This is a genomic window from Zoogloea sp., from assembly GCF_017302315.1.
In the GTDB taxonomy this organism is placed as follows: Bacteria; Pseudomonadota; Gammaproteobacteria; order Burkholderiales; family Rhodocyclaceae; genus Zoogloea.
Window position 1 is genome coordinate 30,848 of the sequence record NZ_JAFLDT010000022.1, and the last position, 19,168, is coordinate 50,015.

Here is a 19,168-nt window from a genome sequence, read left to right on the forward strand (position 1 = left end):
CTTGAGTGGTTTAGGTTGCGATCACCGAAAGTGATTCGGTATGGCGCTATGTTGCACCGCACAAAAAAAGAATGCAAGCGTTTTCTTGTGCGGTGCACAAAATATTTTCCAAGGCCCTAATCCCCTGCCGGATCTCCCTTCCGCTCCCCCTCTCTGGGCACTTCGAATGCCTCGCCGGTGGCGAAGAATTGCCCGCCCGAAACGTAGTGGATGCTGCGCTTGCCCTGCTCCGGAAAATGCCAGCGACCATCGGAATACATGGCCGGATCGGCCCATGCCGCCACCACCTCGCCAAGGAAGAGATCATAGGTCCGCTGGATGTGGGGCTCCTCGATGACCCGGCACTCCAGCCACCCTATGCAGCCCGCCGGCAGCGGAGCCGCCACCAGACTGGCGGGCAGCACCGCCAGCCCCAGGGCCTCGAACTTGTCCCCCTCCCGCCCCGAGCAGGACCCGGCGGCAAGAGTCCGTTCGGCCAGGTCGCAGCCCGGCACAGCCAGCACGAACTCGCCGGAAGCCTCGATCAGCTCACGGGTCAGGGTGGTCTTGTCCACCACCACCGCGACCTTCGGCGGATCGAAATCCAGGGGCATGTTCCACGCCGCCGCCATCACGTTGCGACGCCCCCCGTAAGCCGACGAGACCAGCACGGTGGGGCCGTGATTGAGCAGACGATAGGCCTGGGCAAGGGGAACGGCGATGGGTGTCATGGCGATGGGCTCACTATGGACGGGGGAAGCTGGCCACGGAGCATGTCCCGGCAGCTGAAGGACGTGGGGCACAGGCCGGCTTCGATCACATCCACCGCCCGCTCCGGCCGGGCGCCGCCGCACATGAACACGTCCACCGCCGCAAAGCCGTGTTCCGGCCAGGTGTGGATGCTGATGTGGGACTCCTGCAACAGCAGCACGCCAGTGACGCCCAGACCCGGACCGAAGGGGTGGAAATTGCTGCCCACCGGCGTGGCACCGGCGGCCCGGGCGGCTTCGCGCAGCAGGGTCTCGATGGCCAGGGGGTCCGTCAGGCGCTCGGCATCGACACCGTGAAAATCGGCCAGCAGGTGCAGGCCCCGGGGCAGATGGGCGCCGCCGCTCACTTGTGGCCCCCGCCGCCGGACGACCAGCCTCCGGAACTGCTGCCGCTGCTGCCACTGTTCCAGCTACGGCTGCCGTCCCGGTCATTGACATGCCCCAGGTTGAAGAGGGTGACCACAGCCACCACGATCAAACCGAGAACAATGTAGTTCAGCCGTGACATCGCTCAGTCGTCCAGTACATCGGTGTAAACGGGGAGCCACAGGATGCCGATGGCGATGAGGATCAACACCCAGCTATACAGCCCGCCCCGGAAGGCAATGGGTACGTTGATCAGCAGCACCAGCACCGTGAAGACCCAGGCCAGGGGGCGCAGCTTGCCCCGGTCCGCCGCCATGCTCGTGGAGGCCAGGGCGGTGAGGGAGGCGACCGAAGGGGTGATGCGCCCCTTGCCGCCGAACCAGCCATCCACGGTGGCCGCCGGCACCCGCTGGGCCAGGGACCAGCCCAGCTCGGAGGGGCTGCGCTCGCTGGTGAGGGTGCCGCGACTGCCCCGATAATCGGTGATGGAGACACTGTCGCCCACCTTGACCCGCCAGTTGAAGGCGCCGGCCACCTGAACAACCCGGGAGGCGTAGGCCTGCATGCGGGTATAGGCCGCCCCTTCGTAACGCACGGCACTGGAAGAGACGGACTCCGGCCAGGTATCGAGGACCCGCACCTTGTCCCAACCGGCTGAGGACTCCACCAGCCACAGGAAACCGGCCGTCTCGTTGAACATCAGGTACTCGATCCACTCCTCCGCCTCGCCGACCTCCTGGCACTTCATCAGGCCGATCAGCGTCCAGGTCTTGCCGTCGATGCTGGCCTCCTCACCCAGGGACAGGGTGGTGACCAGTTTGGCCTCCCGGCGACCTGCATCCATGACCTCGGCCGTACCGGTGGTGGCATCGCTCTCGGTGCCGCAGGCCGGGCAATGGAGGTGGGCAGCCACCGCCGGACGCCAGGCAATGGCGCCACCACAGGCCGGGCAGGCCAGGATGGCGGCCTTGCCCTTGAGACGACCGGCGCTGCCGGCAATCTCGTCCGGCGTGCGCAGTAGCTGGCAGCGCAGATCCCCCAGGCCCACCGCTTTGCCCGCATAGCGGCGCGGCCGCGTGCCCTCGGAGTAATCGAGGGTGAGGAAGCGCACCCCCTGGCGATAATCCGCCACCTTCGCCTGCCAGCCGGGGCCGACCTGGAAGGGCAGCTCGCCCTCGCCGGCGGTACAGCGCGCGGTGCGCAGGTCGGAGGCCGTGAAGGTGGCACCGTCCCAGGTGTACTGCCCGCCCGGCACGATCTGGCCGAAGGGCGGGGCGTCGTCGGCCAGCCCGGTATCGAGGGTTACCGCGTACTGGCCGGAGGCATCCGACAGCCAGCCGGCGCTGCCATCGTCGAAGAGGATGTACCACTCGTTCCAGAAACCGTCCTCGTAACGCAACTGGATGCGCCCGACCACCCCGAAGGCCTGGCCCGCATACATGCCCGAGGTGGTGATGCGGATGGGGGAGTAGTCCTCCAGCACCACCGCCATCTTGCCCGCGTCGCGCACCGCGTCGCCCTCCCGCAGCAGGGTGCTGCGGCAGTACTCGCACACGGCCATGGCCGAGGTGGCCGAGCGGAAGACGACCTCCGCGCCGCAACTGGGGCAGGCGAGCTTGAACACCCGGTATTTATCCGATCAGCTTCTTGAGGATCTCCGCCTTGGCGGAATCGTAGTCGGCCTGGGTCACCAGCCCCTTGTCGAGCAGCGCCTTGAGCTTGCCCAGGCGGGCCTCCGGATCATCCGCAGCGGCTGCCGGGGCAGCGACCGGGGCCGCCGCGGGGGCCTGGCTGCCGCGCAGGGCGTCCATCATCACCTGCCCCATGCCTACACCGGCGGCCAGGCCGGCACCCACGCCCGCCAGCCCGCCCTCGTTCTGGGCCGCCAGGGGCACCGAGTTGGCCACCTGGTACTGGGTGTACTTGCCCAGGTCGCCCACCATGCCCATGGAGATGCGGGTGTCGATGGCCTTCTGCAGCTCTTCGGGCAGGGAGATGTTCTCGACGGCGAAGTTGTCGAGCGTCATGCCGTAACGCTCGAAGGTGGGCGTCATGGCCTCGCGCATGCGCTCGGCCAGCAGGACCTGGTTGGCGGCCATGTCGAGGAAGGGCACATCCGAACCGCCCAGGGTGGCGCTCATGGTCGCCACCACCAGGTTGCGCAGCTGCTGCTCCAGCTCATCCACGGTGTATTCGGCACGGGTGCCGCTGATCTCGGTGAAGAACTTGCGCGGGTCGGCCAGCTTGTAGGAATACATGCCGAAGGCGCGCAGGCGCACCATGCCGAAGTCCTTGTCACGAAGGGTAACCGGCTGGGGGGTGCCCCATTTGCGCCCTAGCTGCAGGCGGGTACTGAAGAAGTAGACGTCGGACTTGAAGGGCGACTCGAAGAGCTTGTCCCAATTCTTCAGGTAGGTCAGCACCGGGATGGTCTGGGTGGTCAGCTTGTACATGCCCGGCCCGAACACATCGGCCACCTTGCCCTCGTTGACGAAGACGGCCATCTGGGAGTCGCGCACGGTCAGGCTGGCCCCGTACTGGATCTCGAAATCCTCCATGGGATAGCGCCAGGCCAGGGTGCCATCGGCCTCCTCGTTCCACTGGAGGACGTCGATGAACTGTTTCTTGATGAAGGATCCGATGCTCATGCTTGCTCCCGATGTTGTCTTTCCAGGTATTCACTGACCGCCAGGCCGCTCAGGCCGAGGCTGCGGGCAATGGCGATTTCCAGTAGCTCGGTGGTCATCACCGCCCCGCAGCCAGGGCACTTGTCCCACTGTTCCGGAAAGGCCGTCATGCCATCAATCAGCCGTGGCCGTTCCCAATCGTGACCGCAGGCGGGGCAGACGCCCCGGGCCGGGGGCTTAAGCAAACGCCGGATGCCATGGACGTACATGGACACCACCATGCCCCCCACCGCGCCAGCCATGATGCGCCGGTAGGCCGGGGTCGGATCCACGCCATCAATGGCCCACCATGCGCCGCCAAGCACCAGCCCGGCCAGCGCGCCGGTGAGTAATGGTGCGCCTGCATGGTGGCGATTGCGGAAAGCACGGGACTTGGCATCGAGCGCCTTGCGCGCGTAGTCCGGGTCAATGACCGGAATCACGACATGCAGGCCGCATTCAGGATGCCAACCACCAGCGCCACCGTCCCGGCGAAGGCGCCGGCGGCCACGTTGTTGGCGGCCAGCTGCTCGGGCAGGCGCGGCACCAGGCGCCCGAGGAGGACATAGGCAAGCACCTGCACCGACAGCCCTGCCACGCTCCAGGTCAGGAACAACTGCAGGCTGTCGTTGTGGAGAATGCTCGACGCCACCGTGAGGGAGAAGCCGATGACTGCGCCCCCCAGGGACAGGGCGGGCGCGACCACGCCCTGACGGATCAGGGACAATTCGCACAAGGGCGTGACCCGCAGGTAGATGTTGGCAAACACCAGCACCATGAACAGGCCGGACAGCAGATGCACGACGTAATTGTAGAGCGGCTCCATCAGCGGAATCCTCGGGGACCGGGCCGTTATTTAGCCAGCATTCCCCGTGCCCGGCAAGCGCTTTCCGGGTAGAGTCCGCAGCCATGCACCCGCCCCAGAATGCCGCCCCGCCCCCCGCCGGGAACCGCCTGCCCGACCGCCTGCTGATCCTCTCGGTCTTCATCGTGGCCTCCTGCGGCCTCGCCTACGAGCTGATCGCCGGCGCCCTGTCGAGTTACCTGCTGGGCGACTCGGTGCTGCAGTTCTCGTCCATCATCGGCTGCTACCTGTTCGCCATGGGGGTCGGCTCCCACCTCTCGAAGTATGTGGATGACCGGGACGTGCTGGCCCGCTTCATCGACATCGAGCTGCTGGTGGGGCTGATCGGTGGCGTGTCGGCCACCCTGCTGTTCCTGCTCTTCGCCTGGATGGCGGCGCCCTTCCGCACCACCCTGTACGCGCTGGTGTTCATTCTCGGCGTACTGGTGGGCATGGAGATCCCGCTGGTAATGCGCGTCCTGCACAGCCGCCAGGCCAGCTTCAGCGAACTGGTGAGCCGGGTGCTGACCTTCGACTACCTGGGCGCCCTGGCGGTGTCCCTGCTCTTCCCCCTGGTGCTGGCGCCCAAGCTGGGCCTGTCCCGCACCGGCTTCCTGTTCGGCATGGCCAACGTGGCCGTGGCCCTGTGGACGCTCTGGTACTACCGCCACGAAATCCCCCGCCTGCGCAGCCGCCTCACCCGCGGCGCCCTGGTGATGGCCTTCCTGGCCGGTGGCCTGGTGGTCTCCGAAAAGCTCACCCACTGGGCCGAGCGCGGCCTGTTCGGCGACGAGGTGATCTTCGCCACCACCACGCCCTACCAGCGCATCGCAGTGACCCGCTGGAAGGACGACACGCGCCTGCACATCAACGGCAACCTGCAGTTCTCCAGCCGCGACGAGCACCGCTACCACGAGGCCCTGGTGCATCCGGCCCTGCAGACCCTGCCCTGGGCGCGCTCGGTGCTGGTGCTGGGCGGCGGCGACGGCCTGGCGGTGCGCGAAGTCCTGCGCCATGCCCAGGTGGAGCGGGTCACCCTGGTGGACCTGGACCCGGCCATGACCGACCTGTTCACCCGCAACGAATACCTCTCCGGGCTCAACGGGCAGGCCCTGTCCAACCTCCGGGTCACGGTCATCAACGCCGACGCCGGCCAGTGGCTGGAGACCCACAGCGAGGTCTTCGACCTGATCATCGCCGACTTCCCCGACCCCTCCAGTTTCGGCCTTGGCAAACTCTACTCCGTGCCCATGTACCGCCTGATGGGCAAGCACCTGTCGGCGCGGGGCGTGCTGGTCGTCCAGTCCACCTCCCCGTGGTTCGCGCCGCGCAGTTTCTGGTGCATCGACGCCACCCTGCGCGAGGCCGGCTTCCACACCCACCCTTACCATGCCCACGTGCCCTCCTTCGGCGAGTGGGGCTTCAACCTCGCCACCCGCCAGCCGGGCTACACGCCCCCCACCGCCTACAGCGTGCCCACCCGCTACCTGGACGCGGAAACCACCCGGCTGATGTTCCAGTTTCCCCCCGACATGCAGCGCCTTCCCGTCGATCCCAATCACCTCAACGACCAGCGCCTGGTGCACTACTTCCAGCAGGACTGGAGCAACGTGGTGCGCTGATGGAGCGACGCGGCTTTCTGCGGGCCAGCGGGGCCGCCGGGCTCGGACTGGCCCTGCCGGCCTGCCGCCCCCTGCAGGGCCTGGGCATCCCCGTACGGGTGCACCAACCCGGCCTTGTCGAAGGCCATCGCCTGCGGGATGGCACGCCCCTGCCCACCCCCACCCGCGAGCTGCGCACCGGCGTGGCCATCCTCGGCAGCGGCGTGGCCGGGCTCACGGCGGCATGGCGGCTCGCCCGGGACGGCCATGACGACTTCCTCCTCCTCGACGGCCCGGAGCCCGATGGCAATGCCGCCGGCGGGCGCTTCGACAGCCCCTCCGGCCCCCTGCTCCACCCCTGCGGCGCCCACTACCTGCCCCTGCCTTCGATGGAATCCCGGGGCGTGCGGGCGCTCCTTTTCGAACTCGGTGTGATCAAGGCCGAGCCCTTCTCCGAACACCCGCGCTTCAGCGAAACGGCCCTGGTTCATGCTCCGGACGAGCGCCTGTTCTTCGATGGCGCCTGGCACGAGGGCTTGCTGCCCACCGAGCAGGTCAACGCCGAGGAAGCCGGGCAGCATCGGCGCTTTCTCGCCGAGATGGCAGACCTGACCCGGCGCCGCGGCCGAGACGGGCTGCGCCTGTTCTGCGTGCCCAAGGCGCTTTCATCCGTGGATGCGGAATGGCGGCAGCTGGATGCCCTGCCCTTTCGCGACTGGCTGGTGGCCCGGGGCTACAGCGCGCCCAGCCTGCACACCTGGCTCGACTACGTGTGCCGGGACGAATACGGTGCCGGCCCGGAGCACGTGTCGGCCTGGGCCGGCCTGCATTATTTCGCCGGCCGCGGCGGGCACGCGGCCAATGCCGCCGACGGCACGGTGCTGACCTGGCCCGAGGGCCTGGCCTTCCTGACCCGGGGCCTGCGCGCCCGGGTGCCGACTGCCCGGCAGCAGGCCGGTCATGCCCTGCAGGTGGATGAAACCCGGGAGGGCGTGCGCATTCTCTGCCAGGACGCCGCCGGCGCCTTCCTGGTCCACGCCCGCCGCGCCATCTGCGCCATGCCCCTGCATGTGGCAGCGCGGGTCGTCCCGCATCTGCGCGACTACGGTTTCGACCCGGCCCGGCACCTGCCCGCCCAGGCGCCCTGGCTGGTGGCCAACTTCCTGCTCGACGGCTTTCCCGCCGAACCACCGGATGCCCCCCTGGCCTGGGACAACGTGATCCATGGCAGTCCGGGCCTGGGCTGGGTCGTTTCCACCCACCAGTGGCTGCGGGCCGCCAAACCGGCCCATACGGTATTCACCGCTTACCGCGCGCTGGCCGGCCAGGCGCCCGCCGAAGCCCGGCGACAGCTACTGACCCTGACCGGGGATGAACTCCTGGAACTCGCCGCCGTCGATCTGAAACAGGCCTATGGTGCCTTTGAACTATGGCGCCGCACCCGCGCCGTGCACATCACCGTGCGCGGCCACGGCATGGCCATCCCGGGCTGCGGCAGTCTGACCAACCCGGGGCTGACCGCCCTGCAGGCGGCGGACGGGCGACTGCTTTTCGCCCATGCCGACCTGTCCGGCTATTCGGTTTTCGAGGAAGCAAGCTGGTGGGGTGAGCGCGCCGCCAGGCTGGCCGCCAACAGCTAGGAGGAATCCCCATGCAACCGTCCCCCGCCCACACCCCGCCCCCGGCACGCCGGAAGCGGCCCTGGCTGATCGGCCTGCTGGCCGCCCCGGTGGTGATGTATGGGGTCGTCCTCGCCGGCATCGGCCTGAAACAGGAAGACCTGCTCTTTCACCCGGAGCCCCTGCCGGCCGGCTTCAGCTTTGCCGGCCTCTACCCGCCGGAGCAGGATTTCGAAGAGCTGCGCATCCCGGTGGACGGCGCCGAACTCAATGCCTTGCTGTTCCGCCAGCCGGCCAGCCGTGGCCTGGTCTTCTACCTGCACGGCAATGCAGGCAACCTGGTGAGCTGGACCCGCAACATCGCCTTTTACCGCCAGCTCGGTTTTGATCTCTTCATGCTCGACTACCGGGGCTTCGGCAAGAGCACCGGCCGCATCGCCAGCGAGGCACAACTCCACGCCGACGTGCGTGCCGCCTGGGCGCGGGTGGCGCCAGCCTACGTCGGCAAGCCGGTGGTGATCCTGGGCCGCTCCCTGGGCAGCGGCCTGGCCACCCGCCTTGCCGCGGACGTGACGCCGGCCCTGTTGATCCTGGTCACGCCTTACACCAGTGTGGAACGCCTGGCCACCGAGCAGTTTCCACTGGTCCCGGCGGCGCTGCTGAAATATCCCCTGCGCACCGACCAACTGATCGGCGAAGTGAAAAGCCAGATCCTGATCGTCCACGGCGATGCGGACGAGCTGATTCCCTTTGATCACGGCCGCCAGCTCGCCGCCGCCAGCGGAGGGCGGGCAGCGCTGCTACGGGTGGACGGCGCCCGCCATGGTGACATTCACCAGTTCCCGGCCTACCTGGCAGGGCTGTCGCAAAGAATGGAAGAGATCGCCAGCCGGCCGGCCAAGTAAGCCGCGCGTCAGGCGCGACTCTCGGAAGCCAGACTGGCGTCAGACGCGGCTTCGTCCGTCAAAGTACCTGCCGGAAGTATACGAGCGAGCCCGCTGACGATGACCTGAAGGTGCTCCTCGAGACTCTTCAGAAGCAGGCGGGCACGACTGTTGTCACCGGCATGGGCCGCCGTCTCCAGGCGCCCGGCCAGGGCCGACACCTCGTTCATCCCGAGCAAGCCCGCGCGGCCCTTGAGGGTATGGGCGCAGTAGGCCACCTGATCCCAGGCCCTGTCCTCCACGGCCGCCTTCAACTCCACCGGGCCGTCGGCAAACTGCAGGCGGAATTTCGTCAGAAGGCGCGGGTAAAGGGTCGGGCTGATGCCGGTATCGTTGACCGCACAACGCGCATCCAGGCCGGGGATATCGTTCAGACCGGTCAGCACGGCGGAGCTGGCGGCGGCCATGGGCAGATCGGCGAGATCGGGGGCACCCGGGTAATGCTGGCGCAACACCTTGTAGAGGTCACTCAGCTCGTAGGGCTTGTTGATGCAGCCATTCATGCCAATGGCCAGACAGCGCTCCAGCACGGCGCGGCCGCTGTGGGCCGACAGGGCGTAGATGGGCAAACCGGCGTAGGCGGGCTGGGCACGCAACTGACGCACGGCCTCGTAGCCATCCATGACCGGCATCTGCAGATCCATGAAGACCAGGGCGTAGTAATCAGGGGGCTGAGCGGCGAGCTGGCCGAGGGCATCACGGCCATCCCCGGCCGTGTCCACCTCGACCCCCCAGCGCCCCATCAGGGCGATGGCCACGTCGCGCCCCGTGGCATTGTCCTCCACCAGCAGAACACGCATGCCGTCGAGGGCACCGGTGACCACTCCGCTGCTGCCCGAGCTTGCCACCACGCGCCCCAGCACCGCATCACAGAGGCGACGCAGGGCCCCCGGGAGCACCGGCTTGTCGCAGAAATACAGGCCGTCCGGATGGATCTCCGGCGTCTCACCCTCGATGGCGCGGGGCATCGACATGAGGGCGACATGGCGGGGCGACAGATCCGGCTGCTCACGCAGGCGATCCAGTATTTCTCCTCCATCCCGATCGGGAAGCGACCCGTCGAGGAAGAGCAGATCATAGGGCAACCCATCGTTCCGGGCCGCCTCGAGGCACGCCAGCACTTCAGCACCACCACTCACCGCATCCACGTTGTCGATGCCCGCGAAGTTGAGGAGATCAATCAGGGCCAGGCGAGCCTCGGGGTAGTCATCGGCCACCAGCACACGCAAGGCGCGGCAGGCCTCGTCCACCCCGGCTTCCCCACCCGCGCCGGCCCACGCCAGAGGCAGCAGCACCTGAAAAACGCTCCCGCGCTTGGGCACGCTCTGTACGCGGATGTCGCCCCCCATCAGGTTCACGAGCCGGCGCACGATGGCCAGACCAAGCCCCGTCCCCCCGTACTGCCGGGTGGTTGCACCATCCGCCTGCACGAAATCCTCGAAAAGACGTTCGATCTGATCCGGGCGCATGCCAATCCCCGTATCCTCGACGATCAGGCTAAGCATCAGCCGCCCGTCCTCCGCAGGCTGCCCATCAACCCTGAGCGAAACGTGTCCGGCGGGCGTGAACTTGACCGCGTTCGACAGCAGGTTGCCCAGCACCTGGCCGATGCGCAGGGGGTCACCGACAAGGGTTTCGGAAAGCAGGCTGCCACTGCCCCGCCGTGCCTCGAAAAGGAGCTCGACCCCCTTCTCCAGAGCCGTCCGCTCAACCAGCAGATAGGCGTTGGCGACCACCTCCTCAAGGCGGAAAGGGACGCTTTCAAGCTCCAGACGGCCTGCTTCGATCTTGGAAAAATCGAGGATATCGTTGACCGTATCGAGCAGACTGCGCCCGGCCATGCGGATCTTTTCGGCATAGTCCCGCTGCCACGGCAACAACGGGCTATGGAGGATCACTTCGGCCATGCCGATCACGGCATTGAGCGGAGTACGGATCTCGTGGCTCATGTTGGCGAGGAACATGGACTTGGCCTGGGTCGCCAGCTCCGCCCGGGTGCCGGCCTCCTTCAGGGCGGATTCGATATCCTCCCGCTCGTGGATGTCGCGCTCGATGGCCGTGGCCATGGAATTGAACGCCTCCCGCAACACCCGCACTTCCTCGACGCCCCCCTCGCCGGTCACGCGCACGTCGTACTGGCCCCGGGCCAGACGGCCCGTCGCCGACGACATGTCCTCAAGGGGGAGAAGCACCTTGCTGCGCGTGGTACGCAGGCCGAACAACACCAGCAGGGCAGCACTCGCCATGGCCACGATCACTGCAATGATCCAGTTGCGCAGATGCTGCCGTGCCTCGTCCACCTCACGCCCCGTGCGCTGGTCCACCTGCTCCATCAGGCGGGCGACGGCCACTGCGACGCGGGCATGCTGCAGATCGTAATCCCGCCCGTGCACCAGCTTCACAGCCAGATCCGGGTGGGGCTGCCCATCCGAGACGAGGGCGCGGGTCGCCGGATCGTAGAGCCCCTGGGTCGCCGCAAAGGCCACTTGTTCGATCTGCTTGAGGGCATCCGCCTCGGCCAGCACCTCCTCCAGGGCGGCCAGCTCGGCCCCCTGAAACCCCAGGCGTACCATGCGTGAACGCATCGACACCCGCGCGCCCTCGAGCGGTGGCTCAAATTCGGTCTCGCCGGCAATCACCCGATCCCAATATCGGACCGCGCTGCCGTTCGCGATGGCCGGCTTCTCACCCTCGCGAATCGCCAGGATCGCGTGGTAGTAAGTGAGATAGCGCCTTTCCCGTGTCACCACGTAGCTGCGCACGAGGCGGGCCAGGATATCCATCTCATGTCGAAGCTCGCCCACGAGGCGCAATGCCTCAACCCGCTCATCCTGAACCGCCTGGGCCCGATCAAAGGCACCCAGAACGACCAGGGAGATCGCCCCGTTGATCGCAACCATGAGCAACAGGGCCACGGAGAAGATCAGGGATAGTTTGCTGAGTTTCATGGCCAAGCCACAGCTTACACAGACCGCCGCTTCAGCTTGCGTGGCAGGCTTTACGTCGACACACAGATTCACTCAGCAGATCAAGGACGCAATAGAACGCCCCCGCCGCCAGGGGCGGATTGGCCACCGGCCAGCCCAGCCCTGGCAAGGCTGCACGCCAGGTCCAGTTACCCAGCCAGGTGCCCCACAGCTCCATGGCCAGGGACAGCAGGAACATCGTGATGTAGAGGCGCGGAGACGGCCCCCGCCATACGCAGACCAGGAACACGGCCAAAAGGGCCGGCCCCATCCAGTCGATACCGGCCACGGCCAGGGCGCTGACGCCCGCCAGGGCCAGCCACGGCGTCAGGGCAATCACCCGTCCGGGCATCCGCCCGGCCCACTGGAGACCCAGCCAGTAAAGGAGCGCGTGCCCCGGCGGCACGAACAGAGGCAGGTTGCCGAGTTGATAGTCGTAAAGCCCCCAAACCAGGGACAGCACCAGTTCACCTGCTGTTGCGATGAGCAGGCAAGCCAGCAGGCGCAGACGCAAAGCCGCGGCCTGGAACATCAGCACACCGAAAAGCAGCCACACCCACAGGCTGACCAGCGGCTGCCCCCAGGTGCCGCCATGCCGATCCACCACCAGCCCCACCAGGATGGTGAGAACAACGAGAGTGGGCTGGATGACGGGCTTCACGGTGGCATGGGTGCCGCATTCCAGGAGCGCGGATCAGCGCGGCCCCGCTGACGGGGCCGCCCGGGCGCTTACTGGATGCCCTGGCTGGACAGGTATTCCTCGTAGGTGCCGCGATAGTCCACGATGTCGCCCGGGCCGCGGATCTCGAGGATGCGGGTGGCGATGGACGAAACGAAGGCCCGGTCATGGGACACGAAGAACAGGGTGCCACTAAAGTCGGCAATGCCCGAGTTGAGGGATTCGATGGACTCCATGTCCATGTGGTTGGTCGGCTCATCCATCAGCAGCACGTTCTTGCGCTGGAGCATGAGCTTGCCGAACAGCATGCGGCCCTGCTCGCCTCCGGAGATCACCTTGACCGACTTCTTCACATCGTCGCCCTTGAACAGCAGGCGGCCGAGAGTGCCACGGATCAGGGTCTCGGCGTCGTCGCCTTCATAACCGCCTTCACGCACATAGCCGCTGATCCAGTCGGTGAGGTTCTCGCCACTGGCGAAGTCATCGGCGTGATCCTGGGCGTAGTAGCCGAGTTTGGCCTTCTCGGCCCACTTGACCGTGCCGAACTGGGGCGCCAGACCATGCAGCCCCGGCCCGACCAGCAGCTTCAGCAGCGTTGTCTTGCCGATGCCGTTTTCGCCGATGATGGCGATACGGTCGTTGGCGTCGGCGGTGAAGGTGAAGTTCTTGATGATCGGGTTGGCCGGATCGTAGCCGAAGGTGAGGTTCTCGATCTCGACGGCCTGGCGGTGCAGCTTTTCCTTCTCGTCGTAGTCGAAGCGGATCCACGGGTACTGGCGGCTCGAGGGCTTGAACTCCTCGATCTTGATCTTCTCGATCTGCTTGGCACGACTGGTGGCCTGGCGGGCCTTGGACTTGTTGGCCGAGAAGCGGCGCACGAACTCCTGCAGCTCCTGGACCTTCTCCTTGGCCTTCTGGTTGGCGTTGGACTGGCGCTCGCGGGCCTGGGTGGAGGCTTCGATGTAGTCGTCCCAGTTACCGGGCCACACCTGGATGCGGCCGTAGTCCAGATCGGCCATGTGGGTACACACCTGGTTCAGGAAGTGGCGATCGTGGGAGATGATGATCATGGTGGAATTGCGCTCGTTGAGCACATCTTCCAGCCAGCGGATGGTGTTGATATCGAGGTTGTTGGTGGGTTCGTCCAGCAGCAGGATGTCCGGGTTGGCAAACAGGGCCTGGGCCAGCAGCACCCGCAGCTTCCAGCCCGGCGCCACCTCACGCATCGGGCCATTGTGCTGCTCGGTGGGGATGCCCACCCCATGCAGCAGCTCACCGGCCCGGGCCTCGGCGGTGTAGCCGTCGTATTCGGCAAAGTGCCCCTCCAGCTCGGCGGCCTTCATGTAGTCCTCTTCGGTGGCCTCCGGGTTGGCGTAGATGGCGTCCTTCTGCTGCATGCATTCCCACATCTGGGTATGTCCCTGCATGACCACGTCGAGCACCCGTACATCTTCATAGGCGAACTGATCCTGCTTCAGGAAGGCCATGCGCTCGCCGCTGTCGAGGGCCACGTTGCCCGCCGAGGGTTCGAGCACACCGGCCAGGATCTTCATGAAAGTGGACTTACCGGCCCCGTTGGCACCGATCAGGCCATAGCGGTTGCCGTCACCGAACTTGACGGAAACGTTCTCGAAGAGGGGCTTGGCCCCGAACTGCATGGTGATGTTGTTGGCGATGAGCACGGCACGAATTCCTCAGGTTCCGGCAAGCGGAACGGCAAAGCGGATCAATCATGGAAAACGCCGGCTCGTGGCCGGCGAAGCTGATGCAGAATTTATCATATCTTTCAAGCACCTGGGCAGATTAAACCGTAAAACCCCAGTTAGCCGCCTGCGGCTCCTTGATCAGCCGGATGAACAGAGCGGGTGTGAAGAAATCGTAGCGAGCGCTTCGAGATCTCCCCGGGGAAGCGCAGCCGTACAAGGGTGCGGTGAGCATTCCAGGGGCAAACTCGGGTCGCGCAGCAGATTTATTCACACCCTCGGAGGCCTTGGTGCCATCAAGGCGACCACCTGATGGGTGACGGCGCTAGATCAGGGAAGGCCCCGTGACGATCGCCGCCGCCTCCTTCTCGGAGATGCGGATGGTCGCCGTGGCGATCACATGAACCGTCAGCCAGTCGTGCAATCGGGCAGCCCCCTCGCCCTCGAACGAAAGGAAACGGCAGCCGAACAATCCGCCCTCCGCCCCAAGCACGAAATTCATGCCTTCAGCCAGCCCCCGCACCTCGTCCGGCACGCCGTCAATCTGCAGCACAAACGGAAACGCCCCGCTCCCGAGGGGCGGCACCCCGGCAGGCAGGCTGAAGCCTTCCAGGGACAGATCGTTCAGCGGGAGACGCTGCCCATCAATCACGATCCAGAAGCAGACACTCCCCCAACGCTTCGCCACAAAGCGCTGACGCCGCCGCCGCTCCCTGTGATCAGCGCCACCGTTCCCCAGATCCTCAGCCATTCGCCCTCCTCAGTAACGACAAATCCGGATATTCTTTCCGGATATTCGACAAAACAACAATAAATCTCTATTTTCGTTACAAACAACCTGCCGCCATTGATCCGGAAGCACATTCCGGCAATTCAACCAGAATCAACACTGTCAATTCAACATTAATTTACATTTGGGTGTCGGCCAATTTGACACTCCTTAACTGTGATTTTTTTAACAGTTTGCAACTCATTGATTTACAAAAAAAATCCCGATTCGGGCACGGGTCTTGCTGAATAGCCATCAGGCAGCGCCGTCATCACCAAGCTGCCACTGCTTTTCTCAAATTTCTCACTGGAGCTTCATTCATGAAAAAGATCCTCGCCGCTGCCGTTCTGGCTGCCCTGTCCGTTGGCTCCGCCAACGCTGCCCTGTCCTTCAGCAACGCCGAGCAGACCACCGAGATCAGCCAGACCGGCTTCCTTGATCTGTTCGATGCCAACTTGGGCACCCTGACCGGTGTGACCCTGACCCTCACCGGCTCCGAAACCACCACCATCACCCTTACCAACAACGCCGCGCAATCGGCCAACGTTCGTGCTAACGGCACGGTCGACCTGTTCTTCTCCAGCAACCTCGCCGGTCTGACCTTCGCGAGCCCGCTGATTAGCCTCTCCGCCACCACTGGCTTCGTGTCCCTGACCCCCGGCGTCCCCCAGTCCTTTGGCCCCCTGACCGACACCGACACCATCGCCCTGACCCCGCTGGCCAGCTTGTTCAGCGTTAGCGGCGGCGGCCAGTTCTCCATCACCTGCGAATCGCTCAGCGGTATCGGCCTGACGGGCGGCGGCGGCAACGTGGCTGCCAGCCAGACCACCACCGCCGGCTGCGGCGCTTCCATCGTTTACGACTACACCCCGACCACCCAGCGCGTGCCCGAACCCGCCTCCATGGCGCTGGTCGGCCTCGGCATGATGGGTCTGGCTGCCATCCGTCGTCGCAAGTAATCCTCTTCGTCTCCCGGACTCCGGGAGACATGGAAGGATGGAAAAAAGGCTGCCGCAGGGCAGCCTTTTTTTGCTTACGCGCCTTGCAGCCTGACACCCCCGCGCCACCGACACGGCATTTTCACCCAAAGCGCAAACCGACGCCCTTTGTAAGTGATAAATTTCCTCAAAAAGATCAAAATTAACTCAAACGAGAAATACAATGCAGGCTTTGGGAATTCAGGCCGTCTAGCCTCCACAGTGTCAATCGCTGTTCCCGACTCCGGCCGCCTCCCAAGTGACCGTGCATCGCATCCGGAGAGGATGCCTTAATCAAGATGAGGTGCTCCGTGATCAAACCTGTTCTGACACTGGCCCTGATGGCCGGTATCGCGGCCGTCCCGGCGCACGGGGCGAGCCTGAGTTTCAGCAACGCCGAGTCCCTGACGCCGATCTCGCAGGATGGGCTGCTCGCGCTGTTCGATGCCAACATCGGCATCCTGCAGGGTGTTCGACTGACCCTTTTCGGCACCGGCAGCAGCAGCTTCACCCTCACCAACAACGCGGGGAGCAGCCAGGATGTCACGGCGACATCCCGCATCCAGATGTATTTCAGCAGCTCGCGGCCGGGCATCAGCGCCGCCCTTGATGCCCTCGTGCCCGCGCTGCTGCTCGAAGCATCCACCGGGCCGCTACTGCTCGCCCCCGGCACCACTTCCACCTTCGGCCCCATCGTCAGCAGCCAGTCCCTGGTACTGGATACCCTGGCGACCAGCCCGTTCTCCCAGTCTGGCGGCGGCAGCTTCTCCCTGTATTGCGAGAACTCCGACGAGAAGCGGCTGGACGGGGGCAACACCGCCGTCAGCCTCAGTCTGGTCACCCAGGCCGGTTGTGGTGCCACCGTGGTCTATGACTACACGCCCTATCCGGTATCGGAACCCGCCACCGTGGCACTCATCGGACTGGGGGTGATGGGACTGCTGGCCAGTCTCCGCCGAACCCGCCGGATCACCCGGTCCGCACCCTGAAAAAATGGCCACCTCACCGGTGGCCATCGTCGGGACGCTTGTGACTGTCGCCGGAGAGGGTGTGAAGAAATCGTAGCGAGCGGTTCGAGTTCGCCTCGAGAGGCGCAGCCGTACAAGGGTACGGTGAGCATCGCAGGGGCGAAATCGGATCGCGCAGCAGATGTATTCACACCCTCGGAGATCATTCCTCGTCCATGGCCGCAGACGTATACACCGCCTGCACATCGTCCAGGGACTCCAGCGCATCGAGCAGCTTTTGCATGCGCGTCGCGTCTTCACCGGCGAGTTCGGTCTCGTTGAGGGGCTTCATGGTGACTTCACCGAATTCGGCCTTGAAGCCGGCCTTCTCGAGGGCTTCGCGCACCTCGCCGAACTGGTAGGGGTCGGTCAGCACCTCGATGGAGCCGTCGTCGTTGGTGGCCACATCATCGGCACCGGCTTCGAGGGCGGCTTCCATCAGCGCGTCTTCCGAGGTGCCCGGCGCAAACAGCAATTGCCCGCAGTGCTTGAACTGGAAGGCCACGCAGCCATCCGTGCCCATGTTGCCGCCGTACTTGTTGAAGGCGTGGCGCACATCGGCCACCGTGCGGGTCTTGTTGTCAGTCAGGCAGTCCACCATCACCGCGGCGCCGGCAATGCCATAACCCTCGTAGCGTGCCTCTTCATAGGTCACGCCTTCCAGCTCGCCGGTGCCTTTCTTGACCGCACGGTCGATGTTGTCGGCGGGCATGTTGACAGCCTTGGCCTTGTCCACCGCCAGGCGCAGGCGCGGGTTGAAGGCGGCATCGCCCCCACCCATGCGGGCGGCCACGGTGATTTCCTTGGCCAGCCGGGAAAAGACCCGACCGCGCTTCTCGTCCTGCCGGCCCTTGCGGTGCTGGATATTGGCCCACTTGGAATGACCCGCCATGATTCTGTGTCCTTGCTTCGCGACGTAAAGGCGCGATTTTACCCCGTCGCCTGTTTTTCGCGCACCCTCGGGGCGGATCCGCGTCAATTTCACCCGAACGCCAGCGGAATTCATGCCCGGAGCGGATCCTTGCCCGATAATCCCGTTCACCGTTTTTTCGCCCCGTCTGTCAGGAGAGACCCATGATCGCGCCGCTGCTCATCGCCAAGTCCAAGGACAAGGAAATCCATCTGCTGCCCCAGCTGGCCAACCGCCACGGCCTCATCACCGGCGCCACCGGCACCGGCAAGACCGTCACCCTGCAGAAGATGGCCGAGGCCTTCGCCAGCATCGGCGTCCCCGTTTTCATGGCCGACGTGAAGGGTGACCTGTCGGGTGCCGGCGCAGCGGGGGTCGAGTCGCCCAAGCTCAAGGAGCGTCTGGCCGCCCTGGGCATCACCGAATTCACGCCCCGGGCCAACACCACCGTGTTCTGGGACGTCTTCGGCGAGGCCGGCCACCCGGTGCGGGCCACCGTCTCCGACATGGGGCCGCTGCTGCTGGCGCGCCTGCTCAACCTCAACGACACCCAGGCCGGCGTGCTCCAGCTGGTCTTCAAGATCGCCGACGACCAGGGCCTGCTGATCATCGACCTGAAAGACCTGCGCGCCACCATCCAGTACGTGGGTGACAACGCCAAGGAGTTCACCACCCAGTACGGCAACATCTCCGCCGCCTCCATCGGCGCCATCCAGCGCGGCCTGCTCGGCATCGAAACCCAGGGCGGCGACAAGTTCTTCGGCGAGCCCATGCTCGACATCGCCGACCTGATGCAGACCGACGCCGACGGCCGCGGGGTGATCAACATCCTGGCCGCGGACAAGCTCTACAACGCCCCCAAGCTGTACTCCACCTTCCTGCTGTGGATGCTCGCCGAGCTCTTCGAGCAACTGCCGGAGGTGGGCGACGTGGACAAGCCCAAGCTGGTGTTCTTCTTCGACGAGGCCCACCTGCTCTTCAACGAGGCCCCCAAGGCCCTGCTCGAGAAGATCGAACAGGTGGTGCGCCTGATCCGCTCCAAGGGCGTCGGCGTGTACTTCGTCACCCAGAACCCGCTGGATGTGCCCGAGACCGTCCTCGGCCAGCTCGGCAACCGCGTCCAGCACGCCCTGCGCGCCTTCACCCCGCGCGACCAGAAAGCCGTCAAGACCGCCGCCGAGACCATGCGCGCCAACCCCGAGTTCGACGCCGCCACGGTCATCACCGAGCTCGGCGTGGGTGAGGCCCTGATCTCCTTCCTCGATGAAAAGGGCCGTCCCCATATCGTCGAGCGCGCCGCCATCATCGCCCCGGCTTCACGCCTCGGCCCCCTGACCCCCAGCGAACGCAAGGCTGCCATCGAAGGCT

General features: G+C 65.6%; 18 protein-coding genes. 6 read left to right on the forward strand and 12 right to left on the reverse strand.

The genetic code is table 11. The features are described 5' to 3' along the window. Nucleotides 1-116: 116 nt before the first annotated feature. From J0L98_RS09055 to J0L98_RS09085, 7 genes are read right to left on the reverse strand one after another with little or no spacing between them, the layout of a single operon-like run. Entirely contained in the window at nucleotides 117-710 is a 594-nt protein-coding gene (locus J0L98_RS09055) for a flavin reductase family protein (RefSeq protein WP_296411377.1), read from the reverse strand. Then, on the reverse strand, nucleotides 707-1,096 hold the full coding sequence (gene speD, locus J0L98_RS09060) for an adenosylmethionine decarboxylase (RefSeq protein ID WP_296411378.1): 390 nt from the start codon (nucleotides 1,094-1,096) through the stop codon (nucleotides 707-709). Before speD ends, J0L98_RS09055 begins: the two co-directional genes overlap by 4 nt. Further along, nucleotides 1,093-1,257 (reverse strand): hypothetical protein, encoded by a 165-nt coding sequence (locus J0L98_RS09065; protein WP_296411379.1) that lies wholly within the window; start codon nucleotides 1,255-1,257, stop codon nucleotides 1,093-1,095. The genes speD and J0L98_RS09065 overlap by 4 nt, the downstream gene beginning before the upstream one ends. A 3-nt stretch (nucleotides 1,258-1,260) precedes the next feature. Continuing rightward, nucleotides 1,261-2,739, reverse strand: a complete 1,479-nt coding sequence (locus J0L98_RS09070; protein ID WP_296411389.1) for a DUF4178 domain-containing protein — start codon at nucleotides 2,737-2,739, stop codon at nucleotides 1,261-1,263. 7 nt (nucleotides 2,740-2,746) lie between these two features. Further along, nucleotides 2,747-3,763 carry an SPFH domain-containing protein gene (locus J0L98_RS09075; RefSeq protein ID WP_296411390.1) on the reverse strand — a complete coding sequence of 339 codons (1,017 nt, stop codon included), beginning with the start codon at nucleotides 3,761-3,763 and terminating at the stop codon, nucleotides 2,747-2,749. After that, complete coding sequence (locus J0L98_RS09080) at nucleotides 3,760-4,224, reverse strand: hypothetical protein (RefSeq protein WP_296411391.1); 465 nt, start codon at nucleotides 4,222-4,224, stop codon at nucleotides 3,760-3,762. Before J0L98_RS09080 ends, J0L98_RS09075 begins: the two co-directional genes overlap by 4 nt. Then, nucleotides 4,221-4,607 carry a DUF350 domain-containing protein gene (locus J0L98_RS09085; RefSeq protein WP_296411392.1) on the reverse strand — a complete coding sequence of 129 codons (387 nt, stop codon included), beginning with the start codon at nucleotides 4,605-4,607 and terminating at the stop codon, nucleotides 4,221-4,223. The genes J0L98_RS09080 and J0L98_RS09085 overlap by 4 nt, the downstream gene beginning before the upstream one ends. 83 nt (nucleotides 4,608-4,690) lie before the next feature. On the opposite strand from J0L98_RS09085, the gene J0L98_RS09090 reads away from it, so the two are divergent. From J0L98_RS09090 to J0L98_RS09100, 3 genes are read left to right on the forward strand one after another with little or no spacing between them, the layout of a single operon-like run. Then, a complete protein-coding gene (locus J0L98_RS09090) occupies nucleotides 4,691-6,247 on the forward strand; it encodes a polyamine aminopropyltransferase (protein ID WP_296411393.1) in 1,557 nt (518 codons plus the stop codon). Continuing rightward, complete coding sequence (locus J0L98_RS09095) at nucleotides 6,247-7,866, forward strand: NAD(P)/FAD-dependent oxidoreductase (protein WP_296411395.1); 1,620 nt, start codon at nucleotides 6,247-6,249, stop codon at nucleotides 7,864-7,866. Before J0L98_RS09090 ends, J0L98_RS09095 begins: the two co-directional genes overlap by 1 nt. Nucleotides 7,867-7,877: 11 nt before the next feature. Continuing rightward, nucleotides 7,878-8,750 carry an alpha/beta fold hydrolase gene (locus J0L98_RS09100; RefSeq protein WP_296411397.1) on the forward strand — a complete coding sequence of 291 codons (873 nt, stop codon included), beginning with the start codon at nucleotides 7,878-7,880 and terminating at the stop codon, nucleotides 8,748-8,750. Between the two features lie 8 nt (nucleotides 8,751-8,758). Here the strand turns inward: J0L98_RS09100 and J0L98_RS09105 are convergent, their stop codons facing one another. The 4 genes from J0L98_RS09105 to J0L98_RS09120 all read right to left on the reverse strand — a co-directional run bounded on the left by J0L98_RS09105 (nucleotide 8,759) and on the right by J0L98_RS09120 (nucleotide 14,888). After that, complete coding sequence (locus tag J0L98_RS09105) at nucleotides 8,759-11,737, reverse strand: response regulator (protein WP_296411398.1); 2,979 nt, start codon at nucleotides 11,735-11,737, stop codon at nucleotides 8,759-8,761. Nucleotides 11,738-11,768: 31 nt separating this feature from the next. After that, complete coding sequence (locus tag J0L98_RS09110) at nucleotides 11,769-12,416, reverse strand: hypothetical protein (RefSeq protein ID WP_296411400.1); 648 nt, start codon at nucleotides 12,414-12,416, stop codon at nucleotides 11,769-11,771. Between the two features lie 68 nt (nucleotides 12,417-12,484). After that, complete coding sequence (locus J0L98_RS09115) at nucleotides 12,485-14,116, reverse strand: ABC-F family ATPase (RefSeq protein ID WP_296406522.1); 1,632 nt, start codon at nucleotides 14,114-14,116, stop codon at nucleotides 12,485-12,487. 346 nt (nucleotides 14,117-14,462) lie between these two features. Further along, entirely contained in the window at nucleotides 14,463-14,888 is a 426-nt protein-coding gene (locus J0L98_RS09120) for a PilZ domain-containing protein (protein ID WP_296411402.1), read from the reverse strand. Nucleotides 14,889-15,226: 338 nt separating this feature from the next. On the opposite strand from J0L98_RS09120, the gene J0L98_RS09125 reads away from it, so the two are divergent. Together J0L98_RS09125 and J0L98_RS09130 are read left to right on the forward strand one after the other, a co-directional pair. Next, entirely contained in the window at nucleotides 15,227-15,865 is a 639-nt protein-coding gene (locus tag J0L98_RS09125; RefSeq protein ID WP_296411403.1) for a choice-of-anchor E domain-containing protein, read from the forward strand. 329 nt (nucleotides 15,866-16,194) lie between these two features. Then, nucleotides 16,195-16,872 (forward strand): choice-of-anchor E domain-containing protein, encoded by a 678-nt coding sequence (locus J0L98_RS09130; protein WP_296411404.1) that lies wholly within the window; start codon nucleotides 16,195-16,197, stop codon nucleotides 16,870-16,872. A 181-nt stretch (nucleotides 16,873-17,053) separates the two neighbouring features. Here J0L98_RS09130 and J0L98_RS09135 read toward each other — a convergent pair whose 3' ends face one another. Further along, nucleotides 17,054-17,782, reverse strand: a complete 729-nt coding sequence (locus J0L98_RS09135) for a YebC/PmpR family DNA-binding transcriptional regulator (RefSeq protein ID WP_296411405.1) — start codon at nucleotides 17,780-17,782, stop codon at nucleotides 17,054-17,056. 182 nt (nucleotides 17,783-17,964) lie between these two features. On the opposite strand from J0L98_RS09135, the gene J0L98_RS09140 reads away from it, so the two are divergent. After that, a partial coding sequence (locus J0L98_RS09140) for a helicase HerA-like domain-containing protein (protein ID WP_296411406.1) occupies nucleotides 17,965-19,168 on the forward strand: 1,204 nt, incomplete at its 3' end.

What these genes read in the sequence shown, in the direction of transcription:
- J0L98_RS09055 (WP_296411377.1), bottom strand. Translation starts at nt 710, where the DNA reads ATGACACCCATCGCCGTTCCCCTTGCCCAGGCCTATCGTCTGCTCAAT.
- J0L98_RS09065 (WP_296411379.1), bottom strand. Translation starts at nt 1,257, where the DNA reads ATGTCACGGCTGAACTACATTGTTCTCGGTTTGATCGTGGTGGCTGTG.
- J0L98_RS09075 (WP_296411390.1), bottom strand. Translation starts at nt 3,763, where the DNA reads ATGAGCATCGGATCCTTCATCAAGAAACAGTTCATCGACGTCCTCCAG.
- J0L98_RS09085 (WP_296411392.1), bottom strand. Translation starts at nt 4,607, where the DNA reads ATGGAGCCGCTCTACAATTACGTCGTGCATCTGCTGTCCGGCCTGTTC.
- J0L98_RS09090 (WP_296411393.1), top strand. Translation starts at nt 4,691, where the DNA reads ATGCACCCGCCCCAGAATGCCGCCCCGCCCCCCGCCGGGAACCGCCTG.
- J0L98_RS09095 (WP_296411395.1), top strand. Translation starts at nt 6,247, where the DNA reads ATGGAGCGACGCGGCTTTCTGCGGGCCAGCGGGGCCGCCGGGCTCGGA.
- J0L98_RS09100 (WP_296411397.1), top strand. Translation starts at nt 7,878, where the DNA reads ATGCAACCGTCCCCCGCCCACACCCCGCCCCCGGCACGCCGGAAGCGG.
- J0L98_RS09105 (WP_296411398.1), bottom strand. Translation starts at nt 11,737, where the DNA reads ATGAAACTCAGCAAACTATCCCTGATCTTCTCCGTGGCCCTGTTGCTC.
- J0L98_RS09120 (WP_296411402.1), bottom strand. Translation starts at nt 14,888, where the DNA reads ATGGCTGAGGATCTGGGGAACGGTGGCGCTGATCACAGGGAGCGGCGG.
- J0L98_RS09125 (WP_296411403.1), top strand. Translation starts at nt 15,227, where the DNA reads ATGAAAAAGATCCTCGCCGCTGCCGTTCTGGCTGCCCTGTCCGTTGGC.
- J0L98_RS09135 (WP_296411405.1), bottom strand. Translation starts at nt 17,782, where the DNA reads ATGGCGGGTCATTCCAAGTGGGCCAATATCCAGCACCGCAAGGGCCGG.